The sequence below is a fragment of the Microbacterium sp. CH1 genome (assembly GCF_001595495.1).
In the GTDB taxonomy this organism is placed as follows: Bacteria; Actinomycetota; Actinomycetes; order Actinomycetales; family Microbacteriaceae; genus Microbacterium.
The window spans coordinates 472,625-485,899 of sequence record NZ_LOSO01000015.1; the positions used below are offsets into that span (position 1 = coordinate 472,625).

The window sequence follows — 13,275 nt, forward strand, 5'->3', positions numbered from 1 at the left end:
GCGACACCGTGCCGATCCGGCGCGCTCTCGTCTCGGTCAGCGACAAGACCGACCTGCTCGTGCTCGCCGCCGCGCTCGCCGAGGCGGGCGTCGAGATCGTCTCGACCGGCTCGACGGCGTCCACCATCCGCGACGCCGGCTTCGAGGTGACCGACGTGGCCGCGGTCACCGGTGTCGCCGAGATGCTCGACGGCCGGGTCAAGACGCTGCACCCGAAGGTGCACGGAGGCCTGCTCGCCGACCTGCGCCTGGAGGACCACGAGCGGCAGCTCGCCGACCTCGACATCGCGCCGTTCGAGCTCGTCGTCGTCAACCTCTACCCGTTCGTGGAGACCGTGGCCTCCGGCGCCGAGGGTGACGACGTGGTGGAGCAGATCGACATCGGCGGCCCCGCCATGGTGCGTGCGGCGGCGAAGAACCACGCCAACGTCGCGATCGTCGTGTCGCCGCAGTCCTACCCGGCGATCATCGCGGCTGCGGCGCAGGGCGGCACGTCTCTCGCCCAGCGGCGGGAGCTCGCGGCGCGGGCGTTCGCGCACACCGCGGCCTACGACACGGCCGTCGCGCAGTGGTTCGCCGAGGGCACGCTCAACGACCCGGGCGACCTCCCGGCGCACCTGACGATCCAGGCCGAGCGCCTCGCCACCCTCCGCTACGGGGAGAACTCCCACCAGCGCGGGGCCATCTACACCCGCGCCGGGGGCCACGGCATCGCCCAGGCCACGCAGCTGCAGGGCAAGGAGATGTCGTACAACAACTACGTCGACGCGGACGCCGCCCTGCGCGCCGCCTACGACATGGTCAAGCCGGCGGTAGCGATCATCAAGCACGCGAACCCCTGCGGGATCGCCACGACGGCCCCGAACGCCCTGGACCCGATCGCCAGCGCGCACCTCCGCGCCCACGAGTGCGACCCCGTGTCGGCGTACGGCGGCGTGATCGCCGCGAACGGCACCGTGACGCTGAAGATGGCCGAGAACCTCAAGGACATCTTCACCGAGGTCATCGTCGCGCCGTCGTTCGAGCCCGCGGCCCTCGAGGTGTTCAAGGCGAAGAAGAACCTGCGTCTGCTGCAGCTTCCCGAGGACTGGCAGCAGGAGCGCATGGACGTGCGTCTCGTGTCCGGCGGCCTCCTGCTCCAGGACGCGGACCGCTTCCCGGACGACATCGTCTCCGTCGCCAAGAACTGGGAGCTCGTGTCGGGGGAGCGTCCGAGCGACGAGGAGATGGAGAACCTGATCTTCGCGTGGAAGGCCTGCCGGGCCGTGAAGTCGAACGCGATCGTGCTGGCGAAGGACAACGCGACGGTCGGCGTCGGCATGGGCCAGGTCAATCGCGTCGACTCGTGCCGCCTCGCGGTGGAGCGTGCGGGTGATCGTGCCGCCGGATCCGTCGCCTCGTCCGACGCGTTCTTCCCGTTCGCCGACGGTGCCCAGGTGCTCATCGACGCGGGTGTCACGGCGATCGTGCAGCCCGGCGGCTCCGTGCGGGACGAGGAGGTCGTCGATGCCGCGCGCAAGGCCGGTGTCACGATGTTCTTCACGGGGGAGCGTCACTTCTTCCACTGACCGAGACCCCGGTCTTCCGCCGAGACCCCGGCGTGCGCACGTCTGCACGCCGGGGTCTCGGCGCGTAGGCGGGGTCTCGGGGGAGGGAACCGCGATGTCCGATTTCCGCCAGCCGTAGCCGTGCGGGGGTGAGAGAGTGGAGGACATGAACCCCTCCTTCGACGAGCGCTACCGGGCGATCAGCGCTCGGGACACCCGCTTCGACGGGCAGTTCGTCACCGCCGTGCGCTCGACCGGGATCTACTGCCGGCCCAGCTGCCCCGCGCGCACGCCGAAGCCGCAGAACGTCACGTTCTATCCGACGAGTGCCGCGGCGCACGAGGCCGGCTACCGCGCGTGCAAGCGGTGTCTGCCGGAGGCCGCCCCCGGGTCGCCCGCGTGGGACGTCCGCGGAGACACGGCCGCGCGGGCCATGCGCCTGATCGCGTCCGGCGTGGTCGAGCGCGAGGGCGTGCCAGGACTCGCGTCGCGGCTCGGCTACTCGAGCCGTCACCTCACGCGGCTGCTGACGACCGAGCTCGGCGCCGGGCCGCTTGCACTTGCGCGAGCGCACCGCGCCCACACGGCCCGCATGCTCCTCGTGGGCACCGACATGCCCATCGCGGACGTCGCCTTCGCCGCCGGTTTCCACAGCGTCCGCCAGAGCAACGACACGATCCGCGAGGTGTTCGGTCTCACGCCGGGGGAGCTGCGCGCCCGCCGCCGCACGCCCTCCGCGGCCGTACCCGGAACGATCGACCTCGTCCTGCCGTACCGGGGCCCCCTGGATGCGGCCGGGGTCTTCGCGTGGATGGCCGCGCGAGCCGTGACGGGCGTCGAGGAGACCACGGCGACCTCGTTCTCCCGGCACCTCCGGATGCCGGGCGGCCCCGCGTGGTTCGAGGTGCGTCAGGACGAGGCGGACCGTCTCCGCCTCCGTGCGCGGGTCGCGCAGCTCAGCGACCTCGCACCGCTCGTGGCGACCGCGCGCCGCATCTTCGACCTGGATGCGGACCCTCTTGCGATCGAGGAGGCGCTGATGGCGCACCCGCCGCTCGCGCCCCTCGTCGCGCGGACCCCCGGCATCCGCGTGCCCGGCGCTGCCGATCCGCACGAGATGCTCATCCGCGCGATGATCGGGCAGCAGATCACGGTTGTCGCCGCCCGCACCGCGCTCACCGCCCTCACCGACGCGCTGGGGGAGCGGACCCCCGAGGGACTGCTGTTCCCGACGATGTCGGCCATCGCGGCGCACGGCGCGGAGGTGCTGCGCGGACCCGCCGCCCGGATCCGCGCCGTGACGGGAGCCGCCGCGGCCCTGGCGGACGGGAGCCTGACCCTCACCGTGGGCGATGACGGCCCGACGCAGCGCGCCGCCCTCCTCGCGATGCCCGGCATCGGACCCTGGACCGCCGATTACGTGCGGATGCGGGTGCTCGGCGATCCGGACGTGCTGCTCCCCGGCGACGTGGCTCTCCGGGCCGGTGCCGCCGCGTCCGGGCTGCCCGCCGACCCGAAGACCCTCACCGCCTGGGCGGAGCGCACCGCACCGTGGCGCAGCTACCTCAGCGCGCATCTGTGGCGTGCCGCCCCGATCCGTCCCGCCGGACCGCGGCGCAGGTCCGCCGTCCGGCCCGCCCGCGACATCGCATCCGACACCGAGGAGACCTCATGACCGCTCTCATCCAGACCCTCGACACCCCCGATGGTCCCTTCACGATCCTCGCCGACGAGCGCCAGCGGGTGCTCGTGTCCGGGTGGACCGACGACGTCGAGGCGATCCTCGGCCGTCTTCCCGCCCGCGTCCGCCCCGACACCGTGCGCGACGCCGAGACGGAGGCGGCCGACGCGGTCGGCGCGTACTACGCGGGTGACGTCACGGCGATCGACGGGGTCGCCGTCGCGCAGACGGGCACCGCCCTCCAGCTCGCCGGCTGGGCGGCGCTCCGCGGCATCGCGCCGGGGGAGCCCCTGACCTACACCGGCTTCGCGGCCCGGCTCGGCAATCCGCAGGCGGTGCGGGCCGCGGCGTCGATCTGCGCCCGCAACGCCCCGGCGCTGTTCGTGCCCTGCCATCGGGTGCTCCGCACGGACGGCTCCCTCGGCGGCTTCGCGTGGGGGCTCCCGGTGAAGGAGAGCCTTCTGGCGCGGGAGCGCGCCGCCCGCTGACCTCCGATACGAGGAGCCCGCCCCGCACGGAGCGGGCTCTTCGGCGTCCCGGGAATTCCCCTTGCGCTCAGCTGGTTCACAGGAATAGGCTGATGGGCTGTCGCGCCAACCGGACGACCTCGCCGAGCCTTGAGGAGGACACCATGACCACGATCGCCACCGCGCGGATCGCCACCCTCGGCTCGACCCCGGCGCGCCCGCTCTCCTAGAGCCTCCGCCCCTCTTCTGCACCGGATGCCGGGCTCCGTGAGCCCGCTCTCGCATCCGTTCCCCGCTCTTCTCCCCTTCGACTCCTCTGAGAGACATGTCTTCCTCGTCTTCCGCGCAGAACCCGTCCCCCTCGTCCTCCCTCTCCACGCCCGCCGCGCTGTGGCGGCTCAAGCCGTTCGTGAAGCCCGTCATCTGGCGCCTCGCCGGCGGTGCCGCCAGCGCGCTCGCGGCCGCGCTCATCGCCCTGATGATCCCCATCGTGCTCGAGCAGATCATCGGCGGGCCGGTGCAGTCCGGAGCGCTCGACGCGATCATCTGGGGAGCGCTCGCCGTGTTCGCCCTCGGCCTCGGCGAGGCGCTCATGGTGTGGCTCCGCCGGCAGTTCGTGCTCTTCCCCGCCACGCAGGTGGAGTACCGCATGCGCACCGAGCTCTACTCGCGCCTGCAGACGCTTCCCGTCGCGTTCCACGACCGGTGGCAGTCCGGGCAGCTGCTGAGCCGCATGATGCAGGACATCGGCCTCATCCGCCGGTGGCTCGCCTTCGGCCTCGTGCTGCTGGTCGTGAACGTGCTGACGATCCTCATCGGCTCGGTGCTGCTGTTCCGCTGGCACTGGCTGCTGGGCACGATCTTCCTCGTGACGGCGATCCCGCTGTGGATCCGCGGCTACCTGTTCGAGAAGCGCTACGGCGCGCTCACCCGCCGCAGCCAGGACCAGGCGGGCGATCTCGCCACCAGCGTCGAGGAGAGCGTGCACGGCATCCGCGTGCTCAAGGCGTTCGGCCGCGGCACGCACGCCCTCCGCCGCTTCAGCCGTCAGGCCGAGACGCTGCGCGAGACCGAGATGAGCAAGGCCGGGGCCATCGCCTCGATCTGGTTCTGGCTCGACCTCATGCCGCAGATCGCCTTCGGCCTCAGCCTCATGTCGGGCATCTGGCTCATCTCGCAGGACGCGATCACGTCGGCGGAGCTCTTCGCCTTCTTCGCGATGGCCGTCGTGCTCCGCTGGCCGATCGAGTCGATCGGCTTCCTGTTCTCGTTCATGCTCGACGCGCGCACGGCGACGGACCGCGTCTTCGACATCTTCTCGGAGACGAACACCATCACCGATCCGGAGAACCCGGTGCACATCGAGAACCCGCGCGGCGAGCTCGCGTTCGAGAACGCGCACTTCCGGTACCAGGACGCGGCCGCCGACGAGCGGGACCTGCTCGACGGCATCGACCTCGTGCTGCGGCCGGGGGAGACCATGGCGCTCGTCGGGCTCACCGGCAGCGGCAAGACGACGCTGACGACGCTGCCGACGCGGCTGTACGACGTGACGGGAGGCCGGGTCACTCTGGACGGCGTCGACGTGCGCGACCTGACGCTCGCCGAGCTCCGGGAGCACATCGCGATGGCGTTCGAGGACGCGACGCTCTTCTCGGCGTCGGTCCGCGAGAACGTCCTGCTCGGACGCGCTGACCTCGACGTGCACAGCCCCGAAGCCGAGCGCGTCCTGCGCGAGGCGCTCGACGTGGCCCAGGCCGCCTTCGTCGACACGCTCCCCGAGGGCGTCGAGACGGTGATCGGCGAGGAGGGACTGAGCCTGTCCGGCGGACAGCGCCAGCGGCTCGCGCTGGCCCGTGCCGTGGCCGCCAACCCCCGGGTCCTCGTCCTCGACGATCCGCTGTCGGCGCTGGACGTCGACACCGAGGCGCTCGTCGAGGAGGCGCTGCGGCACGTGCTCGCCGACACCACCGCGATGATCGTCGCGCATCGTCCGTCCACCGTGGCCCTCGCCGACCGCGTGGCGCTGCTCGAGGACGGCCGGATCACCGCCGTCGGCACGCACGCCGAGCTGCTGAGGACGAGCCGCCACTACCGGCATGTCATCTCCAGTCTGGAAGCCGAAGAGGCCGCCCGCACCGGTGCCATCCCGATCATCCGCGACGAGCAGGCCGAGATCCACGAGACCGTGCAGGACGGCATCCGCGAGGAGGCCGATGACGAGGCGCCGGGAGGCGCCCCCCGATTCGCAGGAGAGGAGGTGCAGCGATGAGCTCCCTCACCGGAACCCAGGACGAGGACCGCTCCCGCCTCACCACGGAGGAGAGCAGGGCGATCCGCCGCCGCTCGCTGCGGCTGCTCGGCTCGCTCGTGCGTCCGCTCAAGCCGCAGATCGTGCTCGCCGCGACCGTGCTCGTCATCTCGACGGCGCTGCAGGTGGCGGGGCCGATCCTCATCAGCATCGGCCTCGACCGGGCGCTCCCCGCGGTGCTCGACGACGCCGACTGGATGCCGACGTTCGTCGTCGGCGGGATCTACCTGCTCGCGGGTGCTCTCGCCGCCGTGCTCATCGCCTGGTACGTCATCATCGCGGCGAAGCTGACTCAGGCCGTCCTGCTGGACCTGCGCAAGCGCATCTTCCTGCACACCCAGCGCCTGAGCCTGGAGTTCCACGAGTCGTACACCTCGGGGCGGATCATCTCGCGCCAGACGAGCGACCTGGACTCCATCAAGGAGCTCCTCGACGGCGGCCTGAACGAGCTCGTCTCCGGCGTGCTCTTCGGTGTCTTCACCTTCATCGCGCTGTGCGTGTGGGACTGGCAGTCCGGTCTGATCCTCGCGATCGGCGGCATCCCGCTGTTCTTCCTCATGCGCTGGTTCTACTCGCGCTCGCAGCTCGTGTACCGCGAGTCCCGGGTGATCAGCGCGAAGGTGATCGTCCAGTTCGTGGAGACCATGACGGGCATCCGCGCGGTCAAGGCCTTCCGGAAGGAGCCGCGCAACGACGAGGCCTTCCAGGGTGTGGCCGGCGAGTACCGGGATGTGAACCGTCGCTCGATGCTGCTGTTCGGCACGTTCGAGCCGGGCCTCATGGGCGTCGCGGCGCTCGTGCTCGGCGTCGTCGTGCTGTGGGGCGGCATCCGGGTCTCGGAAGGAGCGCTCACGGTCGGCGTGCTGCTGTCCGCCGTGCTCTACGTGCGCAACTTCTTCGCTCCGATGCAGGAGATCGCGATGTTCCTCAACTCCTACCAGTCCGCCACCGCGGCGCTGGAGAAGGTGTCGGGCGTCCTGGAGGAGGTCCCGACGGTGCCGGACCCCGAGAAGCCGGTCGACCTCTGGGAGTCCCGCGGGCACATCCGCTTCGACGAGGTCACGTTCGCGTACAACGAGGACAAGACGATCCTGCCCAACTTCTCGCTCGACATCCCGGCCGGGCAGACCATCGCGCTGGTCGGGACGACGGGGGCGGGCAAGTCCACGCTGGCCAAGCTCATCTCGCGGTTCTACGACCCCTCCGCGGGGACGGTGACGCTCGACGGCGTCGATCTCCGGTCGCTGCACCCGAAGGATCTCCGCCGGGCGATCGTCATGGTCACGCAGGAGGCGTACCTGTTCAGCGGGACCGTGGCCGACAACATCGCGCTCGGGCGCCCGGACGCGACGCTGGACGAGATCCGCGAGGCGGCACGGGCGGTGGGCGCCGACGCGTTCATCTCTGCGCTGCCGGACGGGTACGACACCGACGTGAACAAGCGCGGTGGTCGTGTCTCGGCGGGGCAGCGCCAGCTCATCTCGTTCGCCCGCGCCTTCCTCGCCGACCCGGCGGTGCTGATCCTCGACGAGGCGACGGCCTCGCTGGACATCCCGTCCGAGCGGTTGATCCAGGACGCGCTGCAGACGCTGCTGGCCGACCGGACGGCGATCATCATCGCGCACCGGCTCTCTACGGTGGCGATCGCGGATCGGGTGCTCGTGATGGAGCACGGCCGGATCATCGAGGACGACACCCCGGCCGCCCTGATCGGCGGCACCGGGAAGTTCGCCCAGCTGCACGCGGCCTGGCAGGAGACGCTCGTCTGACGCGCTGACGCGACAGCGGCCCCGGCATCCGCACGGATGCCGGGGCCGCTGCGTCGGGGCGCGGGCGCGCCGCGATCGGTAGCATCGAAGGATGGACCCCTTCCTCCTCGTCGCGGAGTGGTGGTGGCTCGCGCCGACCGCCGCCGCCGGGGTGACCGCGGGGGCGATCGGGGTGCGTCGTCGCAACACCCGCAGCGGCCGCCGTCTGGAGTACGACGCCGCACGGCACGACCTCCGCGAGGCGCAGCAGCGCGCGGTGGTCCGACGGACGGCGCTGAAGGTGGCACGAGCCGACCTCGCGAGGGTCTCCGCCGAGCGGGCCGCGCAGCGCGCGAGCGCCGAGCAGGTGGCCGGCGCCCGGCGCATGCTCAAGGAGCGTGAACGCGATGCCAGGGCGGCGGCGGCCGACGTCCGCGCCCGGCGCGTCAGGGTGAACGCCGCCCGGGCCGCGATCCCCGCCGGCTCCGCCCCGCGGCCGCTGGAGCGGCTGTATGCGGAGCACGAGGCAGTGACGGCGCGGTGGATGCGGTACGAGACCGACCCCGCGCTGCAGATCACCTATCCCGAGATGACGGACGTGAAGCGCCCGGAGACGGCCGCCTACCTCCGGGCCGCCGGCGCGGCGGTCGAGGCGCGTCGGCAGACGACGGGCCGCGTGACCGCCGCCGAGTACGCGGCCTACCGCGACGCCGTCGCCGAGCTGGAGCGGGCGTTCGAGGCCGCCGAGCACGCCGCGAAGGTGCAGACGGGGGAGGCGCCGCCGACTCCGGCCTGGCAGGACGCCGCACAGGACATGCTGCACCGGTCTGCGGAGGCCATCGACCGGGCGGCCGGAGCTGCCGCGTCTGCGCTCGCCGCGTGGAACAGCCGCCGGGGGAAGGGCACGCCTCCCGGCGACAGCGGTCAGCGCTGAGAGGGATCGAGGTCGCGCCGCCCGGCGGAATCCGAGGGCGACGGAGTCTCGATGGGGGAGGGGATTCGAGACCCCGCCGCCGGTCTCAGGAGGGGACCCGGATCTCGGCGATGACCTCGCCGTAGGCCGTCTCCCCGACGGGGGTGAAGCCGACGCGCCGGAAGAACGCCTCCGGGCCGTCCTCGCCGGCTTCGTAGATGACGTTGACGTGGTCGACGCCGCGGTTGCGCGCTTCGTCGATGAGGCTCTCCACGGCGAAGCGGCCGACACCGCGACCCTGGTCGTCCGCGTCGACGTTGATGCGCCACAGCACGGAGCGGAAGTGCTCCTCCGGGGCCTCGTCATCGAAGTTGGCGCTCACGAAGCCCACGACCTCGTTGCGGTCCAGGATCACCCGCTGCCAGGAGGTCTGCGGGTTGATGACGGTGGCCGCGATGCCGTACGAGACGGGGGCGAGGAACTGCTCCTGTCCGGGCTTGAGCGACAGGTTGTTCACGGCGACGATCGTCGCGGCGGAGAGTTCGACCATGCGCAGTTCGGACATGTCCCCAGGCTAGCCCCTCCGGTCACCGCATTCATCACTCGGGAGGACTTTTCACGGACCGGGTGCCTCCCTCGGGGCCGCCGCTTCGGGGCCGACGCCGCTCAGGTATCTTGGTATCGAGACAAATAGACCTCGTGAACGGAGAACCTCCCGGTGACCGACGACGCCATCATCTACACCTACACCGACGAGGCACCGGCACTGGCCACCGCCTCGTTCCTGCCGATCGTCCAGGCCTACACGGGCCAGGCGGGCATCGAGTTCGAGACGCGGGACATCTCTCTGGCCGGCCGCATCCTCGCCGCCTTCCCGCAGAAGCTCACCCCCGAGCAGCAGGTCGGCGACGCGCTGGCGGAGCTGGGCGGCCTCGCCACCCTCCCCGAGGCCAACATCATCAAGCTGCCGAACATCTCGGCGTCGATCCCGCAGCTCAAGGCGGCCATCGCGGAGCTGCAGCAGCAGGGGTACGACATCCCCGACTTCCCGGACGAGCCCTCGTCGCTGGAGGAGAAGGACATCCGCGCCCGCTACGACCGCATCAAGGGCTCCGCCGTGAACCCGGTGCTGCGCGAAGGCAACAGCGACCGCCGGGCCCCGCTGGCGGTGAAGAACTACGCCAAGAAGCACCCGCACCGCAACAAGCCGTTCGCGGAGGGCTCCAAGACCCGCGTCGCCACCCTGGGCCACGACGACTTCAAGCACAACGAGCGCTCGTGGGTCGCCGCTCACGACGACGTCCTCTCCTTCCGCCACACCGCGAAGGACGGCACCGTCACGGTCCTCAAGGAGGGGCTCAAGGTCCTCCCGCGCGAGATCATCGACGCCACGTTCCTGTCCGCGAAGGAGCTGGACGCGTTCCTCGCCGACACCCTCGCGGAGGCCAAGGCCGACGACGTGCTCTACTCGGTGCACCTCAAGGCCACGATGATGAAGGTCAGCGACCCGATCATCTTCGGTCACGTCGTGAAGGCGTTCTTCAAGGACGTCTTCGACCAGTACGGTACCCAGCTCGCCGAGGCCGGGCTCAGCGCGAACGACGGCCTCGGCTCGATCCTCGCCGGCCTGGCCACCGTCGCGGGTGGCGAGGAGATCGCCGCGGCGTTCGACAAGGCCATCGCCGAAGGGCCGCGCCTGTCGTACGTGAACTCCGACAAGGGGATCACGAACCTGCACGTGCCGAGCGATGTCATCGTCGACGCGTCCATGCCCGCCCTCGTCCGCAACGGCGGCAAGCTCTGGGGCAAGGACGGCGAGGAGGCCGACACGATCGCGGTCATCCCCGACTCCTCCTACGCGAGCGTCTACCAGGCCGTGATCGACGATGTGATCGCGAACGGCCCGCTCGACCCCGCCACCATCGGCACCGTGCCGAACGTGGGTCTCATGGCGCAGGCGGCCGAGGAGTACGGCAGCCACGACAAGACGTTCGAGATCACGGCGGACGGCATCGTCCAGGTGCTCGACAGCGAGGGCACCGTCCTCATCGAGCACGAGGTCGGCGCGGGCGACATCTGGCGTGCGACGCAGACCAAGCACATCCCGGTCATGGACTGGGTCAAGCTCGCGGTCGGCCGCGCCCGCGCGACGGGTGCCCCGGCCGTGTTCTGGCTCGACGCGAACCGCTCGCACGACGCGCAGATCATCGCGAAGGTGCACCAGGGTCTCGCCACGCTCGACACCAAGGGCCTGACGATCACGATCCTCGCGCCGGAGGAGGCGACGCGGTACACGCTCGCCCGCATGCGTCACGGCCTGGACACCATCTCGGTGACCGGCAACGTGCTGCGCGACTACCTCACCGACCTGTTCCCGATCCTCGAGGTCGGCACGAGCGCCAAGATGCTCTCGATCGTGCCGCTGCTCGCCGGCGGCGGACTGTTCGAGACGGGCGCCGGTGGCTCGGCTCCGAAGCACGTGCAGCAGCTGGTCGAGGAGAACTACCTGCGCTGGGACTCGCTGGGCGAGTTCTTCGCGCTGGCCGCCTCCCTCGAGCACTTCGCCGACCGCACGGGCAACGAGAAGGCCCGCGTGCTCGCGGAGACGCTCGACGCCGCGACCGGCACCTTCCTCGAGGAGGACCGCTCGCCCGGCCGTGCTCTCGGCACGATCGACAACCGCGGCAGCCACTTCTACCTCGGCCTGTACTGGGCGCAGGAGCTGGCGACGCAGACGAAGGACCCGGAGCTCGCCGCCGCCTTCGCGCCCATCGCCGAGAAGCTCGCCGCCAACGAGGAGACGATCGTCTCCGAACTCAACGCGGTCCAGGGTTCCCCGGTGGAGATCGGCGGCTACTACCGTCCGGACGAGAAGCTCGTCGAGGCGGTCATGCGCCCGTCCACGACGCTCAACGAGATCGTCGACGCCCTGCGCTGAGACGACGAGAAGGGGGCGGATGCTGCGGCATCCGCCCCCTTCTGCTGTCTTCCCCTGCCGGGCTCGCCCGGTGCAGGGCTCCGGGTCAGTTGTGGACGGACACCTCGAGACCCTCGGGGGACCAGTTGTAGACGTACTTGGCGAGGTCGACCGGGAGGTTGACGCAGCCGTGGCTCATCCGGTTGCCGAAGTTGTTGTGCCAGTAGGTGCCGTGGAAGCCGATGTTCGGGGCGAACCAGGTGATCCAGGGCACGTCCTCGGTACAGTACGGCGCCCCTTCGAAGCAGCCCATGTCCTGCATGGCGGTGTGTGCGAAGACCTTGAAGTTGCCGGTCGGTGTCGGAGTCCCCGGGAGACCGGTGGACACCGCCCAGGACTGCACGACCTTGTCGTTCTCGAACAGGTACGCCCGCTGCGAGCTCAGGTCGATCTCGGCACGACGGAACAGATTCGTCGTCTCGAAGGGGGTCTCGCTGACCGGGAGAGCGAACGCCCCGTTGCCCGCGGCCAGCTGTGTCGCGAACTGGTCGGCGATCTGCGAGGTGTCGCCCAGCGCGCGTCCGGTGGCGCCCTCCTGCTCGGCGCGCAGCACCGTACCGGCGGAGTCGACGATGTTGGTCGCGTTGACGGGCGCGCGGTCCACGGCGGCGGGCAGCGTGTCGACCGTGGCCTGGATCGCCTCGGGGTCGGCCTCGATGCGGAGCTGCCCGTCGTCGTCGACCACGGTCAGCCAGGAGGCCGCGACCTCGGGGGAGACGGGGACGGTCCGCTCCTCTCCGACGTAGAAGCCGATCGTCGAGAGCATGGTGTTGAGCGTGGTCGCCGTCGCCGTGGCGTCGTCGTCGGACACGGCCGGCGCGGCTTCGGCCGGACCGCCGGGGTACTCGAACGTCGTGCGGCCGTCGCCCACGGCCTCGACGAAGGCCGCGTTCAGATCGGCCACGTCGATGCCCGTTCCCGGAGTAGACGGGGTGACGGTGTAGGCCCCCGTCGCGGCGTCGAAGACGACACCGGCGTCGACCGGGTCGACGAAGCTCCCGGGGACGGCGCTGCGGAGAGCCGCGGCGGCGGTCTCCTGGTCGAGCACGATGTCGGCCGGCACGGGGTCGCCCATCCACGCGCCGAGGTTCCACATCGGGTGCGCGGAGAACGCGGCGTCGGCGAGCGCGGTGGCATCGGCGGTCGCGCCCAGGTCGGCGCCCGTGAGCACGGCGTCGTCGCCCTCGCCCGTGAGCGTGACCTCGGTCTGCGCGAGGCGGGAGCTGATCGCATCGGCGGCGGCCCCGGGGGTCATCCAGCCGACCGGGATGCCCGCGACGGTGGTGCCGGGGGCGATGAGGATCATCGAGGCGGCGCCGGCACCGAGCGCGACCACGCCGAGGCCGAGACCGATCCACAGGCCGAGGCGGCGCTTCTTCGGGGCGGGCTCGACGGGAGCCCAGGCCAGGGGCTGCTCGCCGGTCTGCGGAGGCACCGTGTCGGTCGTCGCCTCCGGCGTCAGGACGCTCGTCGGTGTCGCATCGTCGGGCTGTGCCCCCGTCGCAGTGCCCGGTGTGGAAATCAGATCGGTCACGAACTACACCCCCCGCAGTCTCGACGTGTCCTGTCGTCCATGGTACGGGATGGCTGGTAACGGGGAGGCAACGGTCCTGATAAGGTGCCTCCCCGTT

The 13,275-nt window shown here is 71.1% G+C and carries 9 protein-coding genes; 7 read left to right on the top strand and 2 right to left on the bottom strand.

Going from position 1 to position 13,275, the window contains the following annotated elements:
* The 6 genes from purH to AUV07_RS10660 all read left to right on the top strand — a co-directional run.
* On the top strand, positions 1 to 1,568 hold a 1,568-nt coding region (purH, locus tag AUV07_RS10635), incomplete at its 5' end, for a bifunctional phosphoribosylaminoimidazolecarboxamide formyltransferase/IMP cyclohydrolase (protein ID WP_082802911.1).
* A 145-nt stretch (positions 1,569 to 1,713) separates the two neighbouring features.
* Positions 1,714 to 3,222 (top strand): DNA-3-methyladenine glycosylase 2 family protein, encoded by a 1,509-nt coding sequence (locus AUV07_RS10640; protein WP_062635936.1) that lies wholly within the window; start codon positions 1,714 to 1,716, stop codon positions 3,220 to 3,222.
* Positions 3,219 to 3,716: a methylated-DNA--[protein]-cysteine S-methyltransferase gene (locus tag AUV07_RS10645; RefSeq protein ID WP_062635938.1), complete on the top strand. Its 498-nt coding sequence runs from the start codon at positions 3,219 to 3,221 to the stop codon at positions 3,714 to 3,716. The genes AUV07_RS10640 and AUV07_RS10645 overlap by 4 nt, the downstream gene beginning before the upstream one ends.
* 304 nt (positions 3,717 to 4,020) lie before the next feature.
* A complete protein-coding gene (locus AUV07_RS10650) occupies positions 4,021 to 5,967 on the top strand; it encodes an ABC transporter ATP-binding protein (RefSeq protein ID WP_062635940.1) in 1,947 nt (648 codons plus the stop codon).
* Positions 5,964 to 7,775 carry an ABC transporter ATP-binding protein gene (locus AUV07_RS10655; RefSeq protein ID WP_062635942.1) on the top strand — a complete coding sequence of 604 codons (1,812 nt, stop codon included), beginning with the start codon at positions 5,964 to 5,966 and terminating at the stop codon, positions 7,773 to 7,775. The genes AUV07_RS10650 and AUV07_RS10655 overlap by 4 nt, the downstream gene beginning before the upstream one ends.
* A gap of 91 nt (positions 7,776 to 7,866) precedes the next feature.
* Positions 7,867 to 8,688, top strand: coding sequence for a hypothetical protein (locus AUV07_RS10660; RefSeq protein WP_062635944.1), 822 nt, complete (start codon positions 7,867 to 7,869; stop codon positions 8,686 to 8,688).
* 85 nt (positions 8,689 to 8,773) lie between these two features.
* Here the strand turns inward: AUV07_RS10660 and AUV07_RS10665 are convergent, their stop codons facing one another.
* Positions 8,774 to 9,232 (bottom strand): GNAT family N-acetyltransferase, encoded by a 459-nt coding sequence (locus AUV07_RS10665; RefSeq protein WP_025103788.1) that lies wholly within the window; start codon positions 9,230 to 9,232, stop codon positions 8,774 to 8,776.
* A 153-nt stretch (positions 9,233 to 9,385) separates the two neighbouring features.
* On the opposite strand from AUV07_RS10665, the gene AUV07_RS10670 reads away from it, so the two are divergent.
* A complete protein-coding gene (locus AUV07_RS10670; protein WP_062635945.1) occupies positions 9,386 to 11,605 on the top strand; it encodes an NADP-dependent isocitrate dehydrogenase in 2,220 nt (739 codons plus the stop codon).
* A gap of 85 nt (positions 11,606 to 11,690) precedes the next feature.
* Here AUV07_RS10670 and AUV07_RS10675 read toward each other — a convergent pair whose 3' ends face one another.
* A complete protein-coding gene (locus AUV07_RS10675; protein ID WP_231868242.1) occupies positions 11,691 to 13,178 on the bottom strand; it encodes a L,D-transpeptidase family protein in 1,488 nt (495 codons plus the stop codon).
* Positions 13,179 to 13,275: the final 97 nt, after the last annotated feature.

What these genes read in the sequence shown, in the direction of transcription:
- AUV07_RS10640 (WP_062635936.1), top strand. Translation starts at nt 1,714, where the DNA reads ATGAACCCCTCCTTCGACGAGCGCTACCGGGCGATCAGCGCTCGGGAC.
- AUV07_RS10645 (WP_062635938.1), top strand. Translation starts at nt 3,219, where the DNA reads ATGACCGCTCTCATCCAGACCCTCGACACCCCCGATGGTCCCTTCACG.
- AUV07_RS10650 (WP_062635940.1), top strand. Translation starts at nt 4,021, where the DNA reads ATGTCTTCCTCGTCTTCCGCGCAGAACCCGTCCCCCTCGTCCTCCCTC.
- AUV07_RS10655 (WP_062635942.1), top strand. Translation starts at nt 5,964, where the DNA reads ATGAGCTCCCTCACCGGAACCCAGGACGAGGACCGCTCCCGCCTCACC.
- AUV07_RS10660 (WP_062635944.1), top strand. Translation starts at nt 7,867, where the DNA reads ATGGACCCCTTCCTCCTCGTCGCGGAGTGGTGGTGGCTCGCGCCGACC.
- AUV07_RS10665 (WP_025103788.1), bottom strand. Translation starts at nt 9,232, where the DNA reads ATGTCCGAACTGCGCATGGTCGAACTCTCCGCCGCGACGATCGTCGCC.